This is a genomic window from Rhodococcus sp. T2V (genome assembly GCF_029269925.1).
Taxonomy (GTDB): domain Bacteria; phylum Actinomycetota; class Actinomycetes; order Mycobacteriales; family Mycobacteriaceae; genus Rhodococcus_F; species Rhodococcus_F koreensis.
The window spans coordinates 94,576-109,739 of the sequence record NZ_JARJBD010000018.1 but is presented as its reverse complement, the minus strand read 5'-3'; the positions used below and the strand labels follow the sequence as shown (position 1 = coordinate 109,739).

The window sequence follows — 15,164 nt, the reverse complement described above, 5'->3', positions numbered from 1 at the left end:
AATTTGCTAGAATTCGCGCTGCAGAGCCCCTTCCAGCCCCGCATCCGAAAAACCGGGCGCCCGTAAAACGCGCGTCGCGGCAGGCACCTCGCCACCGAGGGTAGAGGACCGGGCCGACCGCGCTGGTCCCGATCTCCATCCTGTCCGATGCCCCGCAACCTGCCTGTGGTGAGAGAGCCGATGAGCACAACCGATGCAGAGACGACAGCGCGACCGCGGTCACGGCGACCGGTGGAGACGATCGTCGCAATGCACCTCGGATTCGTCGACGCCTTCGGGTTCGTCCTCCTCGGCGGGTTCTTCGTCTCCTCGATCGAAGCCACCACTACCCGGACCGGCGTCGCCCTCGGCAGCAGTTCGTGGTTCGTCCTCGGACTCGGAGGGGCCATCCTTGCCGGGTTCGTCGTCGGTGTCGTCCTGGCCGCGGTGGTCGGCCGGATGTGGTCTCGCCGGCGGGTACCGCGGGTTCTGCTGCTCACGGCGGGTCTCCTCGCGGCGGCCGGTGCCCTTCACGCGGTCACCACCACCGCACCCCCGATCGGATTCGCCCTCGCCCTGGCCATGGGCGCCGAAGCCACCCTGCTCGAGACCGGCGGCCTGCTCGCCGACGCGGCGCGGTCCCTGACCGACCGCCTCTTCGGCCGCGTACCCCGCCATCGATGGGTTCGATACCTGCGGCTGTGGGGTGCGGTCGCGGTGGGGGCGGCCGCCGGTGCGGCGATGTACCGGGTGCTCGGGTTCGGTGCCCTCTGGGTCGCCGCGGGGGCCGCGACCCTCGCCGCCTACGCTTTCAGAAACAGCCCCACCGATCCGACCGACGCCGCCGGCCCGTATGCCCTGGAAAGCTAGGCGCCCCAAAGCCGATCGATCAGCGCGGGGTCCTGTCGGCCGATCCGGAGCAGACCCCGAAAGTCGCGTACAGGTTCCGTCGAACCGCCGCCTGGCCGCGCAAGGCCCGCGCGGCGTCACCGTGCGGCAGCGGGTCCCGGCACGATGACTCCGCGAGGACCAACGCGACCGATCCCGACCCTCACCAAGGGTATCGGGGGTACCGACAGCCGGACCGGTACCAGAGTCTTCGGGCCCGGTTTCTGTGCGATCGGGCCGCCGTGGTCGGGGCTTCTGTCAGATCGGAGGTGTTGCACGCGCTGTGGACAGCACCGGCGTCGATGGTGGGAATCTCGGCGCACCGGGCGGGCCGTCCCACCGCCCTGGGCGCGGTCTACTTCCGTAGTTCCGTACTCCTCGTTCCCTCGACCTCGAGTTCCTCGCCGTCGCGGAAGACCAACTGTCCTTCATCGAGGAGAACCGCCCAGCGGCGCGGAAGCGCCCAATCACGTCCGTATGACCGGGACACCGCGTCGATCACCTCGCCATGATCTTCGACGATCACCCCGGCTTTCTCGGGCCATTGATCCGCGGCGAGCGCCGGATCGGGCGAATGGTGTGTCGTCACCCGCGCGCCCACCGACCACGAAGGCCGTACAGCGGTCTTCTTCTGGGGCTTCATCGGCCGATCGTTGCGCATCGCGCCGTCGACTGCCACATTTTCCACCGTTCGACGGTGACCGGTTACCGCGAGTTGACCCCTCGCCCGGGACAGCCGCGGCGACGAACCGGCGCTGGTCCGGACTCCGATCGCCGTGCTCCGCCGGGACCCGGAATTTGCGACCGCCTCCCCGGCATTGTCGCCAGCGCTGCTCCGCCGGGAGGGACACGTCAGCGCCGGTATCCGCGGTGGGGATCGCGGGCGCGATGGTCCTCGAACGGGACGAACCAGTCCTCGGGGTCGAGGTTGACCCCGTCGCTGTCCGGTTCGGGGTCGAACAGGGTCAGGACGTCGTAGTTCTCGAACAGGAAGTCCAGTGGACTGATCCAGTCGATGTCGTCCGGATGGGCCGGGACCTCGTGCAGGAGATCGTCGAGGTCGCCGTCGAGATGCCGACCGGCCGCGGTGACGACGACGATGTGCAGCGCCATCTGTTCCCCGGTGCAGGTCGGTTCCGGATCGCTGCCGGCGGCGGCGTCGGCAGCGAGGTCGTCGAATGCCTGCGCCAGGCGCCGCCGCCACCGGCTGCCGCACCCCCAGGTGCACGGCGGCAGTTCGGCCAGCGTCGACCCGCCGGTGGGACTGTCGATCTCCCGCCCGGCCAACAGGGCGGTATCGACCCGCACCGCGTCAGCGATCTGGGTGGCGGTGACCGCGACGGCGCGACGTTGCCGCGCGGTGAGCTCGGGTCCCCGGTCGTCGGCGGGGAATTCGTTATCGGGTGGTCGATCCGGCACCGGGTACATGGCCTCGACCCTACAAACCCAGTGGGTCACGCGCGGGAGCCGCGGGGCGATCGGCCCGCCGCCACGTGGTGGATCACCGCACGTCTGCGATCGAGGGGAGCGTCAGGCCGAACGCCGGTCGGTCCGAGCTGTTGTCGGCGGGTCTCGGCAGCTCTCATTCCGGTGCCGGGCGGGGTGTGGTCTGGCGGCGGCCGGCTGGTCTGCTGGTGGTGCGTGGTACCAGCTGGAACGCGAGACTGTCCTCGGTACAGGGGAACCGGAACGCCAGGGCCTGCGCGTCGAACAGGGCGAACCATTGCTTCCAGGAAATGTGCTCGAGACCCGACCCCGGGCGCAGACCGGCGAAGTCGACCAGCAGCGTTGTCGTCGCCGCCCCGGGGCGGGCTGGGCGGCGGGTGATCGTCGCGGGCGCCCCGTGACGGTGCTGGATCCAGCACCGGATTCGTTCGTGATCGGTGGTGGGATCGATGTGCGGATTGTTGTGTGCCGTCACGAGTGCTCCTGCTCCTTCCCGGTGGTCGGTCGCGGCTCTCCGGCGCCGCAGCGGCGGTGTTCTCGATATGTGTCCCGCCGGGTGGCCGGTCGCCGTGTGTGTCTTCCATCCTGCTCCGCAGCCCGCCGACGCGGGGCATCGTTTCCGGCCCCGGAATCTGCCGGAACCGTGAGGTTCGTGGATGCAGGTCGGCGAGGGACGATCCCCGCCGAGCGGGACTGGATGGGTGTCCTCTTGTCCGGATCGGTGCTGGCCGCGCAGACTGAAGCTGCTGCGAATACCGTCGGTGCGTGCGTGCCGATCAGGGCACGCCGCCGGATGGTATCTGCGGCTCGTCACTCGATCAGGAGCTTCCATGCCCAGTCCCAGCCCCGGCTATTCGATCACCGTCCGCGTCCACGCACCGGTCGGCGCCGGCACCACGTCGACGTTGGCGGCGGCGATCGCGTCGGTGAAGGGGGCGATGACGGCGCTCGACGTGGCCGAGAGCCACCCCGACCACATGGTCATCGACTTGACCTGCGACGCCTCGGACGCCGCGCACGCCGACCAGATCGCGACCGCGATCGCCGAGGTCCCCGGGGTGGTCGTCGGCAAGGTCAGCGACCGCACCTTCCTGCTGCACCTGGGCGGCAAGCTCGAGGTGAACCCCACCGTTCCGCTCACCCACCGCGACGACCTCTCCCGCGCCTACACCCCGGGCGTGGCCCGGGTGTGTACCGCGATCGCCGAACATCCCGAGGATGTGCGCCGCCTGACGATCAAACGCAACACCGTCGCCGTGGTCACCGACGGGTCCGCGGTCCTGGGTTTGGGCAACATCGGTGCCGCGGCGTCGATCCCGGTGATGGAGGGCAAGGCGGCACTGTTCAAGCAATTCGGTGGTGTCGATGCCTGGCCGGTGTGCCTGGACACGCAGGACCCGGATGCGATCGTCGAGATCGTCCGGGCGCTGGCGCCGGTGTACGGCGGCATCAACCTCGAAGACATTTCCGCGCCGCGGTGTTTCGAGATCGAGGCCCGGCTCCGCGGCATGTTGGACATTCCGGTGTTCCACGACGACCAGCACGGCACCGCGATCGTGGTCCTGGCGGCCCTGACCAACGCGCTGCGGGTGGTCGGTAAGTCGCTGGACCGGGTTCGGATCGTGGTGTCGGGTGTGGGCGCCGCCGGGCACGCCGTCATCCGGTTGCTCGTCGCCCAGGGCGCGACGAACGTCATTGGCTGCGGACGGAAGGGGATTCTGTCCCCGGACGACACCGCCGACGAGTTCCGTTCCTGGATCGCCGAGCACACCAACCCGGAGGGTCGGACGGGATCGTTGCGGGACGCGCTGGTCGGGGCGGACGTGTTCATCGGGGTCTCGGCGCCGAACATCGTCACAGGCGAGGACATCGCGGCGATGGCCGGCGAGTCGATCGTGTTCGCGCTGGCCAATCCAGTCCCGGAGGTCGACCCGGTCGCCGCCGGCGAACATGCCGCCGTGGTGGCCACCGGCCGGTCGGACTTTCCGAACCAGATCAACAACGTCCTCGCCTTCCCGGGGGTGTTCCGTGGTCTGCTGGACGCGCACGCGGTCGATATCACCGACGAGATGTTGATCGCCGCGGCCGGCGCGATCGCCGACCGGGTGTCGTCGTCCGAGCTCAATGCCACGTACATCGTGCCGAGCGTGTTCGACGTGGCGGTTGCGCCGGCGGTCGCGGCGGCGGTGCGTCAGGTGGCCGAGCAGGGGCCACAGTCGCAGAAGTGAGCTACTCGATCGTCCTCGTGCGCCGGGCGATCGTCGCAGCGGGCACGAGCTGTCCCGATGCGTCGGCACGTGGGGAATCGATCGCGTCGCAATGCTCGCCGATGTCTCCGGCCCCTCCCTGCAGGTGCATCCGGCCGTCGGACAGCTTGTAGGTGACGCCGGCAATAGCGCAGGCACCACTGCCGACGCGATCGGCGATGATGCGCGAACGCTGCATCAGGAGAGCCCCGGTCTCCACGACGTGGCGGCCTTCGAGTTCGTCGACGGTGGTGAGGCCCTCTGTGCGACCCACCATGATCGACGGCGCCACCCGTTCGACGATGCTGCGGATGAAGCCGTCCGGAACCGTGCCCTTGTCCAGCGCGTCCAGCGTGGACTTCACGGCGCCGCACCCGTCATGACCCAGCACGACGATCAAGGGCGCGTCGAGGATCTGCACCGCGTACTCGAGGGAACCGAGCACGGCATCGTCGAGGACGTGGCCGGCCGTGCGCACGACGAACATGTCACCGAGGCCCTGGTCGAAGATGATTTCCGCAGCGACACGTGAGTCTCCGCATCCGAACACCACCGAGGTGAGGTGCTGTTCGGCGTCGAGGTGCGCGCGGTCGGCGATTCCCTGGCCGGGGTGGATCGAGATGCCGCTGACGAAGCGCTCGTTACCCTGGCGGAGGGTTTTCCACGCGGCAACCGGGTTGGAGTGGGGCATGCGGTTATCGTGCAGCCGCCCTGTTGCGCCTGCTCGGCGGGAACATTACGGCGACGGAAACTCCGGTTCGCGCACCGGCCAAGAGACGTGTGAGGAGCGGGTGGCGGGCGACGCCTCGGCGCCGATCAGCCGGTGCGAGTCCGAGGCATGGAATCTCCCGCGGCGTCGTGAGGGGTGACCGCCTGACACATCCTGTGAGGAAGCTGTCGATTCCAGCACCCACCTTCACTTCCGACGGGTTGACGGTGTTCGGTTGCCACCTCGCCCCGCCCATGCGCGGCGGTCTCATCGTGAGAGTGTCTCCCGGCCGTCGCCGCGCGCCCGGATCGCCCTGATCAGCCCTGACTGTGGTCGAGCGCGGCACCACTTCTCGGCTAGAGCCGGCCGGTGGCGGTGCGCCGACGATCCGATGCCCGGCGGGTGACCCGGATGCGGGAGATCCGGCGACCGTCGATGGCGCTGACGGTGAGAATGTGGCCGTCGAAGGTGATGCTGTCACCGAGCTGGGGGACGCGCTGGAGTCGGTGGAGCAGGAAGCCGGCGACCGTCTCGTAGGGGCCGTCGGGTAGCGCGATGCCGGTCGCCTCCTCGAAATCTTCGACGATCAGTAGCCCGTCGACGGGCCGACGGGGCGGCATCGGTGACGGTTCGGCGCCGGTGGGGTCGTCGTATTCGTCGCCGATCTCGCCGACGATTTCTTCCACGATGTCCTCGAGGGTGGCAATGCCTGCGGTACCGCCGTATTCGTCGACGACGATCGTCATCTGACGATTGTTCTGCCGCATGTCCGCCAGCGCTGCCAGCGCCGGTTTCGAGGCGGGCAGTTGCAGGACCGGCCGGCGCACGTCGGTCACGGTGGTGGCCTCGGACTGGTCGGCGCGGAGCAGGTCGCGGAGGTGGACGAATCCGACGATGTCGTCGAAGGACGACCCGATGACCGGGTATCGGCTGTGGCCCCACTCGAGCGCCTGCTGCCCGGCCTGTGCCACCGGGGTGTCGGCGGACAGGAACCGGACGTCGGTGCGCGGGCGCATGACCTCGGCCAGGGAGCGTTGGCCGGCGTCGAAGACCTCCGAGTGGATGCGGCGTTCGTTCTCGGCGATTGCGGTGTGACCGAGGACGAGGTCGCGCAACTCGTCGTGGGTGATCGCCTCGTTCGTGGTCTTCGGGTCGCTGCCCAGGATGCGGACCAGCAGGTCGGTGGAGGCCGACAGTAGCCAGATGACCGGGCGCATCACCGTGGCGAATCGGTCCAGCGCGGGCGCGGTCAGTAGCGAGACTCCGGTGGCACGTTGCAGGGCAATGCGTTTGGGGACAAGTTCGCCGAGGATCAGGGACAGGTAGGCGATCGTCAGGGTAGTGCCGATCAGCGCGGTGGCCGAGGCGGGCCCGGGCGGCAGCCCCCACGACTCGAGGGTCGGCGCCAGGGCGGGCGCGATGGTGGAGGCGCCGTAGGCGGCCGACAGGAACCCTGCCACCGTGACGCCGATCTGCACCGCGGACAGGAACCGGTTCGGGTTGCGGGCCAGGGCGGCGGTCCGCATCCCGCGGCCACCGCGGCGCTCGAGGCGCCGGATCTGGCCCTCACGCAGCGACACCAACGCGATCTCGGTAGCCGCGAACACGCCACCGACCAGCACGAAGAGCAGCACCAGTCCGGCATTGACCACCGTATCGTTCATCGCAGCCGCCTACCTCGAAGCGGCCGGGGTCTGTGACGGTGACCCATGGTCCTTTCACCTCGGAGGCGACGTGGATCTGCGGTGACCTTCAGTCTAACCAAATCGGACAAATCGGACATCACGGTTCGGTGGTCGGCGCCACGGCACCGAAGGGGGACGCACTCACTACGCGGGCGAGGCCGGCGACGGTCCCTGTAAGGAGTTGGTTCGGCTGGTCAGAGCGAGTCGACCAAGTGGAGTACGGACAGGGGTAATGCCGGGATCGCTAGCCCGGCGCTGACGGATGCTGCCCGTGCACCGGTGCGGCGGTACCGGCTGGTGTGGAAGGCGAGGAGTCCGGCGAAGGTGATGAGCGCCGCGGCAACGAGAACACGGATCGGCGAGATCAGGAGCACCGCGACACATCCGCAGACGAATGCGGCCGCCACCCACCAGGGTTGCAGGTCGCGGATCTCGATGGGCCTGGTCTTCATCGCACTCCTGCCACCCGTTTCAGGCTGGGTCGCACCGAAACCGGGCCGTGTTCACTGTGACCCCTACGGACGGTTGATCGCTCGTCCGATTGAGCACTGTGTGAGCTGAGGATCTGTCCATCGGCCCGCGCCCCGCGTTTCCGGTCCCTTCGGGTGACCGTCGGCTTCCTCTATGGTCAGCCTTGCGCTGGAATCGACCCGGCGTCAATCGGTGGGGGCACCCCTTTGCGCCGGATCGTGGGTGCCGTCGTCATCCCTGCTACATGTTCGGCACCCCGAGAAATGGGTGTCGGACCCGATTGTGCCGCCTGCTCCGTGTGGGTGACGATGAACCCGTCCACCCGCGAGCGGTCGCCGATCAGCCCGGGCCAGTCACCCACAGGAGCGTTGCACAACCCACCAGCGGTGTGAGAGTCGCACGGATTCGACGCGCGGTCGCTGCCACGAATCCGTGAGAGGCGCAGCAGCGCAACAGGAGTGTCTGTGAAGCCGGTATGCGACGGGTCACCCCACCGAAGATGAGGTGCAGGCAATGGATCCCCCATGGCATGCGTTGGAGGCGCCGGGGACGCTGGACCTGCTCGATTCGACACCCACCGGTCTGACCTCGGAGGAAGCCGCCCGGCGCCTGGCCGTCCACGGCCCCAATGCGCTGCCTGCCGGCCGCAGTGACCGGTGGTGGTGGCGGTTGCTGCGGCAGTTCCACAACGTGCTGCTGTACGTCATGATGACGGCCGCGGCAATCACCGCATTCCTCGCGCACTGGGTGGACACGGCGGTGTTGCTCGGGGCGGTGGTGATCAACGCGATCCTCGGCTTCATCCAGGAGGGCCGAGCCGAATCCGCGCTCGATTCGATCCGTGCAATGCTGGCCCCTCGGGCTCGCGTGCACCGGGACGGGCGGATCGTGGAGATCCCCGCCGCCGACCTCGTTCCCGGGGATGTGGTCCGCCTGGTCTCGGGGGACCGGGTCCCGGCCGATGTGCGGTTGATCCGGGTGCGCGAGCTCCGCATCGACGAGGCCGCGCTCACCGGGGAGTCCGCGCCGGTCGACAAGACAGCGGACCCGGTAGACCGCGACACCGACCTGGCCGACCGCCGATCCGCCGCCTACGCGGGAACGGTGGCCGTGTTCGGGCAAGGCGACGGCGTCGTCACCGCCACCGGGATGGGCACCGAACTGGGCCGGATCAACGCGCTGCTCGCGGGCATCGCGAAGACCACCACCCCGCTGTTGCGGCAGATCGACCGATTCGGCCGGTGGCTGGCCGTCGTGATCCTCACCGCCGCCGCAGGCACCTTCCTCCTCGGGATCGTCTGGCGCGGCGAATCACCCTCCGAGATGTTCACCCTCGTCGTCGCTCTCGCCGCCTCCGCCATCCCCGAAGGGCTGCCCGCGATCATGACGGTGACCCTGTCGCTGGGCGTGCTGCGGATGGCGCGGCGCCACGCGGTGATCCGCCGGCTGCCGGCGGTGGAGACCCTCGGGTCGGTGACGGTGATCTGTTCGGACAAGACCGGCACATTGACCCGCAACGAGATGACCGTACAGAAGGTGGTCGTCGCGCACCGCTCCATCGACGTCGGCGGGGTCGGATACGCCCCGGTCGGCGACCTCACCGAAGACGACGGGGTCGCCGTCGACCCGGCCGCCGACCCGGCCCTGCGGCTGGCTGTGCGGGCCGGCGTGCTGTGCAACGACGCCAAACTCCGCGAGACCGACGACTCCTGGGAGATCGACGGCGACCCGACCGAGGCCGCGCTGCTGGTCCTCGGTGTCAAGGCCGGCATCTCCCGGGCGACCGCGACGGCGGCGTGGCCCCGGCTCGACGCGGTCCCGTTCGAATCCGAGCGGCGCTTCATGGCAACCCTGCATCCCGGCGACACCGCGGGGGATGAGCGGATCTACCTCAAGGGCGCCCCCGAGCGGGTACTCGAGGCGTGCACCCACCACCTCGACGCCGGCGAAGCCGTCCGCATCGACCGCACCCACTGGCAGCGCCGCGCCACCGAGACCGCGGCGCAGGGACTGCGGGTTCTGGCCCTCGCCTACCGGGACCGCCCCTCCGCGGACGGGATCCTCGACGTCGCCGACGCCGAGGACGGATTCACCCTGCTTGCGCTGGTGGGAATCATCGACCCCCCGCGGCAGGAAGCGATCGACGCGGTGCGGGACTGCCACCGGGCCGGCATCACCGTCAAGATGATCACCGGCGACCACGCCGACACCGCCGCGGAGATCGGGGCGCAAATGGGCCTCGGCTCCGGTACCCGGCCGGTGACCGGTGCGCAGATCGACGAACTCGACGACCCGGCACTGCGCCGCGTCGTCGCCGAGACCGACGTCTTCGCCCGCGCCAGCCCCGAACACAAACTGCGATTGGTGCGGGCCCTCCAAGACGGTGGACAGGTCGTCGCCATGACCGGGGACGGGGTCAACGACTCCCCGGCCCTGACCCGCGCCGACGTCGGGGTGGCGATGGGCCGCACCGGCACCGAGGCCGCCAAGGAGGCCTCGGACATGGTGCTGGTCGACGACAACTTCGCGACGATCGCCGCCGCGGTCCGCGAAGGACGCGGCGTCTACGACAACCTCAAGAAGTTCGTGCTGTTCATGCTGCCCACCAACGGCGGCGAAGCGCTGGTGGTGATCGCGGCGATCCTGTTCCAACTGACGTTGCCGCTGACCCCGGCGCAGGTGTTGTGGATCAACCTGGCCACGGTCAGCACCCTCGGGTTGGCGTTGGCGTTCGAGCCCACCGAACCCTGCGTGATGCGCCGTCCGCCCCGCCCCCCGACCGAGTCGCTGCTGTCCGGGTTCTTTGTCTGGCGGGTGGCCCTGGTGTCGGTGCTCATGATGTCCGGTGCGCTCGGGTTGTTCCTGTGGGAACTCGAATCCGGCACCACCGTCGAGGTGGCCCGCACCATCGCGGTCAATGCGATCGTGGTGACCGAGATGTTCTACCTGATCAACAGCCGGCACATCAGAGCGTCGGTTCTGAACCGGGAAGGGCTGTTCGGCAACAGATACGTGCTCGGCGCGATCACCGCGTGCATCGTGCTGCAGGTGCTGTTCACCTACGCCCCGTTCATGCAGGCGATCTTCGGCTCGTCCGGGCTGACGGCGACCGAATGGGTCAAGGTCCTCGGCGTGGGACTCGTCGTGTTCTTCGTCGCCGAGGCCGAAAAGTGGGTGATCCGCCGGCGACGCCGGACCACTACCGCCCACGCTGGGTGACGCAATGAAACACCTACATGGGCATGTCGATTCCGCAGTGCATCAAGGATTTACGCAGACAGCCCGCTGGTGGTGTCGCCCGCATGCCGACCGGAGACTCGTTCCGCACGGAAGGGAACACCGCTCATGACGACACACCCACATCGGCGCCTGTCGTGGGCTGCGGGGCTCGCAGTCTGCTGCGCGGCCGCGGCCGCATGCGGCGCACCCTCACCGGGCGGTGCGGTCGACTTTCCAGCACTGGACGTCGTCACCGAAATCGACGATCTCGACCATCCCTGGGACGTGGTAGCCGCGCCGGACGGCACCCTGCTGACCGGCGAGCGCTCCGGACGCTTCGTCGTCAAACACCCGGACGGCTCCACCGGCGTGCTGGCGGCGGATCTGCCCGACCTCGTCGTCCACGCCGAACTGGGCCTGATGGGCATCGCGCTCGCCACCGACTTCGACGTCACTCGCATCCTCTACACCTGTCAGACTCATGCGGCGGGTGAGGTCACCGACATCCGGGTGCAGTCCTGGACCGCGGACGCCCAGTGGACCGCGCTGGCGCCGACCGGTGTGCTGATCGACGGCCTGCCCCTGAGTGACCGCGGCCGGCACGGCGGCTGCCGGCTCCTCCCACACCAGGACGGGACGCTGTGGATCTCCATGGGAGACGCCACCCAAGCGGCGGCGCCACAGGATCTGCATTCCCTCGGCGGCAAGGTGTTACGGATCGAGGCTGCTACCGGGTCGCCCGCGGCGGACAACCCCTTCCCCGGTAGTGCGGTCTACACCCTCGGGCACCGCAACGTCCAAGGGCTGACAGTGCGCCCGGGCACCGGGGAGATCTATTCCGTCGAGCAGGGCACCCACCGCGACGACGAGGTCAACCGACTCGTCGCCGGCGGCAACTACGGATGGAAACCGGACACCGGTGACGGGTTCTACGACGAATCCGTGCCGATGACCGACCTCGACCGGATACCCGAGGCGATCGAGGCGGTCTGGAGTTCCGGACCCGCCACCATCGCCACCGCCAGCGGCACCTTCGTCACCGGACCGGGGTGGGGCGACTGGGACGGAGCCCTCGCCGTCGGCGTCCAGAAGGGCCGCAAAGTGCTGTTTCTGCGACTCGACCCCACCGGCGCGCATGTCGTCGCCGAGGCCGCGCCACCCGAACTGGCCGGCAAATACGGTCGCATTCGCACGGTCGCCGCCCAGCCCGACGGGTCACTGCTCGTCACCACCGACAACGGCGACGGCGACCAGGTGCTCCGCGTGACACCCGCGGCCGGACGGTGACGCTCCCACCCGCCCACCCGAAACGACGGGCGAATTCCCCGATCCCGGCACACTTACCTCGACTCGCCGTCGTGGCAGGCCGGCGGTCGGGCCGCCCGAATTCCATCACATCGGCACCTCCGATCCCGAATACGGGTGAAAGCACAGGACCACATAGGCGGTGAGCAGCGCCAGGTGAAGTCCGCCGTGTAGCCGGGTAGCGCGGCCGGGGACCACCGTCAGGACCGCCACCACCACGGTGAGGGCGAGGAGCACGAGTTGCGTCGGGCCGAGGCCGAGGAGGAGCGGTCCGTCCAGCCAGATCGAGGCGACCGCGACGACGGGAATGGTCAACCCGATGCTGGCCATCGCCGATCCGAAGGCCAGATTCAGGCTGGCCTGAACCTGGTTTCTCTGTGCTGCCCGCACGGCGGCGAGGGTGTTCGGCGCCAGCACGAGGAGGGCGATGACGACGCCGACCAGGGATTGCGGCAGTGCGGCGTCCCTGACTGCGCCCTCGATCCCGCGGGCTCCGACCTTCGCCAACCCCACGGCCGCGCCCCACGCCACCACCAGCATGGTCAGGCTCAGCCCGGCCATGGCGGCCGTCGGTTGGCGGGGACTCGGTCCGATCTCGGTGGGCGGGTTCTCCGCGACGGCCGGGGGGAAGACATGGCGATGGGATCGGGTCTGGGTCAGGGCGAACATCCCGTACAGCAGGAGCGAGGTCACCGCGGCGAAAGCGAGTTGGGCCGGGGGGAATTGGGTCCTGGGCGGGCTGCTGGTGAACGTGGGCAGCACCAGGGAAAGGGTGATGAGCGAGACGACGGTTGCGAGGGCGGCGCCGGTACCCTTGGCGTTGAACAACGCGACCCCGCAGCGCCCTGCGCCGACGAACAGGGCGAGCCCGACGATGCCGTTGAGGGTGATCATCACCGCGGCGAAGACGGTGTCTCGTGCGAGGGACGCCGCCTGGGGGCCACCGGAGATCATCAGGACCACGATCATCCCCACCTGGATGACCGTGACCGCGACGGCAAAGATCAGGGACCCGAACGGCTCGCCGACCCGGCGGGCGAGCACCTGCGCATGATGGACCGCTGCCAGGACCGCGCCGATCAGCGCCAGCGCCACCGCGAGCACCAGTGCGGGGCCGAGGTCGCGTCCCCAGGTGGCGGCGAGCACGGCCATCGCGGCCGGTGGACTCACAAGGGGCCACGTGGTGATGGCCGACCGCCGACGAAGCGCCATGGTTCGACTGTGCCAGCACCTTTCGGGTCCCGGGTGCCGGAATGGCGATTTCCAGGGATTTGTAACCGAAATCCGCTGGTATTACTCTCCGGCGCCCACGTGCAGCTGCAGTCCTCAACCGGCATCCGGCGATGCGCGGTAGTCGCCGACTTGTGACGGTGTCTCGTCTACGACCATCGGGTCCCGGGATGGTCATTAAGCCGTGCTGCGCGGCATTTTCGTGGGCGACGAATGCGTCCCGCCGGTCCCGATCCGTCAGAGCGAGTGGTCGCTGGTGGCAGGGGTGCAACCTCGAGTTGCGTCGCAATGTGTGCCCACGACCTGCCCGCCTCGAGGGCCCGAGCACCGCCCACGGGAATGCTGTCCGGTCTGGTGCGCTCGATGCACGCGGGTTGGGGTGTGCATCCATGCGACTCGCCCACGGTCGGCGTAAACAGTATGAAGGTTGATGACTTTGTCCCCTGCCCCGTCCGGGTGCCGCCGACAATGCTGAAGGGGCGGAACGCGCACCGACGAACAGGACACCATGGACTCTCACCTGGAGCCGGCGAGCGCCCCGATCAACGGGGCGCTCCGGACGGGGGAGTGCCTGAGTCTGTTGCGGTCCGTGGCCGCCGGGCGGCTGATCTACACCGACAATGCCCTGCCGGCCGTGTGGCCGGTGACCTTCGCCGCCCCGGACGGGCAGATCGTCATCCCTACCGGAGGACATCCGTGGTTCGACCGTTTCGACGCCACCGTCGTAGCCCTCGAAGCCGGGGCCATCGCGTCGGTGACGCGCACCGGCTGGACGGTCCTCGTCATCGGGCGATCCCGGTTGGTGATCGGCACCGACGGCCTCCACGGATTCGACGACCCCACCCGCGCGCCCTGGACCGAGGGTCCCGACGAGGGTTACCTCGTCTTCGACATCGAACGCCTCACCGGGCATCGAGCGGCCCTGCTCCGTCCCGCCGGTGACCACCGCTGATAACGCCCGCATAAGCGCAGGCGCACAAGGTTTTTTCCGAGACCATCCCTCTCGGATGTCACCGCGGGCCTGTTTCGAGGACGGTGGTCGCATCGGTGCCCAGCAATACCGTTGCGGCCCGCTCTGTAATGTGTCTGGTCGCTTCGTTTGTCGCTTGCGGGTCCCCACCGAGCAGGCGAACCAGCAGGTCGGTCGAGGCCGACAGCAGCCAGATCGCCGGGCGCGCACCACCGTGGCGAACCGGTCCAGGGTCGGAGCGGTGGGCAGGGACACTTCACTGGAGCGGTGCAGCGCAATAGGTTTGGGAAGCAACTCGCCCAGGATCAAGGACAGGTACGCGATCATCGCACCGACGGATCCGCCGCCGACGGTACGGATGCCGATGCGCGAACGGGACCGCACCAGCCCCGGGCTGACGGTCAACCTGGAGGCTTACAATCGGGTTATGCGGAAGGGCGGTCCGGTGCGCGAGGTGCGCGAGGTGCCCGATGTGGTCGGCTTCGGCGCGGACGATGCCTGCGCCATTGTGCGCGGGGCGGGACTGATCCCGGTCGGGCCGAAAGGCGCCGGGGCCCCGACCGTCGGAGTGATCGTCGCCCAGCGGCCGATCGGAGCTGCCGGAATCGAAAAGGGCGGCGAGGTGATCCTGTGGAATCAGGACAGCGGAGGCGCGCACGGCGCACCGGTACCCCGGGGCCACGAGTCCGCGGCTCTGGATCCGGTATGACACCGGCCACTCCGGCGGACACGCGAGGTGCTGCAAACTGCAGCGAGGTGGTGGGTCGGGGAACGCCAGTGTGTCGATGGCAGTGGCCCGTACGGGTCAATAGTCGCCCGGCACCCGCACCGGCACAATCGGGTCCGACACCCATTTATCGGGGTGGACGACATGTAGCAGCAGGTTCACGGCCTGCGGTGCAGGGAATGGCTGCGCTCACCCATCGACACCGGTTCGATTCCAGCGGAACCGGGGAATAGGTGGAATCCGGCGGTCATCCGCCAGGGCACAGGACACCGAGAAAGGGTCGACCGGA

At 68.9% G+C, this 15,164-nt stretch carries 13 protein-coding genes and 1 pseudogene; 6 read left to right on the top strand and 8 right to left on the bottom strand.

All coding sequences use genetic code 11. The features are described from left to right. The first annotated feature begins 180 nt into the window (after positions 1-180). Positions 181-849 carry a DUF1275 family protein gene (locus P3H15_RS17480; protein WP_276138404.1) on the top strand — a complete coding sequence of 223 codons (669 nt, stop codon included), beginning with the start codon at positions 181-183 and terminating at the stop codon, positions 847-849. 373 nt (positions 850-1,222) lie between these two features. Here P3H15_RS17480 and P3H15_RS17475 read toward each other — a convergent pair whose 3' ends face one another. The 3 genes from P3H15_RS17475 to P3H15_RS17465 form a co-directional block, all read right to left on the bottom strand. Continuing rightward, entirely contained in the window at positions 1,223-1,555 is a 333-nt protein-coding gene (locus P3H15_RS17475; protein ID WP_276138403.1) for a hypothetical protein, read from the bottom strand. 164 nt (positions 1,556-1,719) lie between these two features. Beyond that, the gene (locus tag P3H15_RS17470) at positions 1,720-2,295 is read right to left on the bottom strand and encodes a hypothetical protein (protein WP_276138402.1); all 576 of its coding nucleotides are present in this window, start codon (positions 2,293-2,295) and stop codon (positions 1,720-1,722) included. A 154-nt stretch (positions 2,296-2,449) separates the two neighbouring features. Next, positions 2,450-2,788, bottom strand: a complete 339-nt coding sequence (locus tag P3H15_RS17465) for a hypothetical protein (protein WP_276138401.1) — start codon at positions 2,786-2,788, stop codon at positions 2,450-2,452. A 355-nt stretch (positions 2,789-3,143) separates the two neighbouring features. Here P3H15_RS17465 and P3H15_RS17460 point away from each other — a divergent pair, with 355 nt between their 5' ends. Next, positions 3,144-4,541, top strand: a complete 1,398-nt coding sequence (locus P3H15_RS17460) for an NAD-dependent malic enzyme (protein WP_276138400.1) — start codon at positions 3,144-3,146, stop codon at positions 4,539-4,541. Between the two features lies 1 nt (position 4,542). Here the strand turns inward: P3H15_RS17460 and P3H15_RS17455 are convergent, their stop codons facing one another. From P3H15_RS17455 to P3H15_RS17445, 3 genes are all read right to left on the bottom strand, one after another. After that, positions 4,543-5,250: a carbonic anhydrase gene (locus tag P3H15_RS17455; protein WP_276138399.1), complete on the bottom strand. Its 708-nt coding sequence runs from the start codon at positions 5,248-5,250 to the stop codon at positions 4,543-4,545. 374 nt (positions 5,251-5,624) lie between these two features. Further along, entirely contained in the window at positions 5,625-6,932 is a 1,308-nt protein-coding gene (locus P3H15_RS17450; protein WP_276138398.1) for a hemolysin family protein, read from the bottom strand. Between the two features lie 215 nt (positions 6,933-7,147). Then, positions 7,148-7,405: a hypothetical protein gene (locus tag P3H15_RS17445; protein ID WP_276138397.1), complete on the bottom strand. Its 258-nt coding sequence runs from the start codon at positions 7,403-7,405 to the stop codon at positions 7,148-7,150. Between the two features lie 532 nt (positions 7,406-7,937). On the opposite strand from P3H15_RS17445, the gene P3H15_RS17440 reads away from it, so the two are divergent. Further along, the gene (locus tag P3H15_RS17440; protein WP_276138396.1) at positions 7,938-10,643 is read left to right on the top strand and encodes a cation-transporting P-type ATPase; all 2,706 of its coding nucleotides are present in this window, start codon (positions 7,938-7,940) and stop codon (positions 10,641-10,643) included. 126 nt (positions 10,644-10,769) lie between these two features. Next, on the top strand, positions 10,770-11,930 hold the full coding sequence (locus tag P3H15_RS17435) for a PQQ-dependent sugar dehydrogenase (protein WP_276138395.1): 1,161 nt from the start codon (positions 10,770-10,772) through the stop codon (positions 11,928-11,930). A 105-nt stretch (positions 11,931-12,035) separates the two neighbouring features. On the opposite strand, the gene P3H15_RS17430 is transcribed toward P3H15_RS17435, so the two are convergent. After that, positions 12,036-13,160, bottom strand: a complete 1,125-nt coding sequence (locus P3H15_RS17430; RefSeq protein WP_276138394.1) for a calcium:proton antiporter — start codon at positions 13,158-13,160, stop codon at positions 12,036-12,038. 526 nt (positions 13,161-13,686) lie between these two features. On the opposite strand from P3H15_RS17430, the gene P3H15_RS17425 reads away from it, so the two are divergent. Beyond that, complete coding sequence (locus P3H15_RS17425; RefSeq protein WP_276138393.1) at positions 13,687-14,130, top strand: pyridoxamine 5'-phosphate oxidase family protein; 444 nt, start codon at positions 13,687-13,689, stop codon at positions 14,128-14,130. Positions 14,131-14,287: 157 nt separating this feature from the next. Here P3H15_RS17425 and P3H15_RS17420 read toward each other — a convergent pair. Then, positions 14,288-14,475: pseudogene (locus P3H15_RS17420) on the bottom strand (CNNM domain-containing protein); the annotation flags it as partial. A 100-nt stretch (positions 14,476-14,575) separates the two neighbouring features. Between P3H15_RS17420 and P3H15_RS17415 the strand changes: the two are divergent. Next, the gene (locus P3H15_RS17415) at positions 14,576-14,857 is read left to right on the top strand and encodes a PASTA domain-containing protein (RefSeq protein ID WP_072950245.1); all 282 of its coding nucleotides are present in this window, start codon (positions 14,576-14,578) and stop codon (positions 14,855-14,857) included. Positions 14,858-15,164 lie beyond the last annotated feature (307 nt).

What these genes read in the sequence shown, in the direction of transcription:
- P3H15_RS17480 (WP_276138404.1), top strand. Translation starts at nt 181, where the DNA reads ATGAGCACAACCGATGCAGAGACGACAGCGCGACCGCGGTCACGGCGA.
- P3H15_RS17470 (WP_276138402.1), bottom strand. Translation starts at nt 2,295, where the DNA reads ATGTACCCGGTGCCGGATCGACCACCCGATAACGAATTCCCCGCCGAC.
- P3H15_RS17460 (WP_276138400.1), top strand. Translation starts at nt 3,144, where the DNA reads ATGCCCAGTCCCAGCCCCGGCTATTCGATCACCGTCCGCGTCCACGCA.
- P3H15_RS17455 (WP_276138399.1), bottom strand. Translation starts at nt 5,250, where the DNA reads ATGCCCCACTCCAACCCGGTTGCCGCGTGGAAAACCCTCCGCCAGGGT.
- P3H15_RS17450 (WP_276138398.1), bottom strand. Translation starts at nt 6,932, where the DNA reads ATGAACGATACGGTGGTCAATGCCGGACTGGTGCTGCTCTTCGTGCTG.
- P3H15_RS17445 (WP_276138397.1), bottom strand. Translation starts at nt 7,405, where the DNA reads ATGAAGACCAGGCCCATCGAGATCCGCGACCTGCAACCCTGGTGGGTG.
- P3H15_RS17440 (WP_276138396.1), top strand. Translation starts at nt 7,938, where the DNA reads ATGGATCCCCCATGGCATGCGTTGGAGGCGCCGGGGACGCTGGACCTG.
- P3H15_RS17435 (WP_276138395.1), top strand. Translation starts at nt 10,770, where the DNA reads ATGACGACACACCCACATCGGCGCCTGTCGTGGGCTGCGGGGCTCGCA.
- P3H15_RS17430 (WP_276138394.1), bottom strand. Translation starts at nt 13,160, where the DNA reads ATGGCGCTTCGTCGGCGGTCGGCCATCACCACGTGGCCCCTTGTGAGT.
- P3H15_RS17425 (WP_276138393.1), top strand. Translation starts at nt 13,687, where the DNA reads ATGGACTCTCACCTGGAGCCGGCGAGCGCCCCGATCAACGGGGCGCTC.
- P3H15_RS17415 (WP_072950245.1), top strand. Translation starts at nt 14,576, where the DNA reads ATGCGGAAGGGCGGTCCGGTGCGCGAGGTGCGCGAGGTGCCCGATGTG.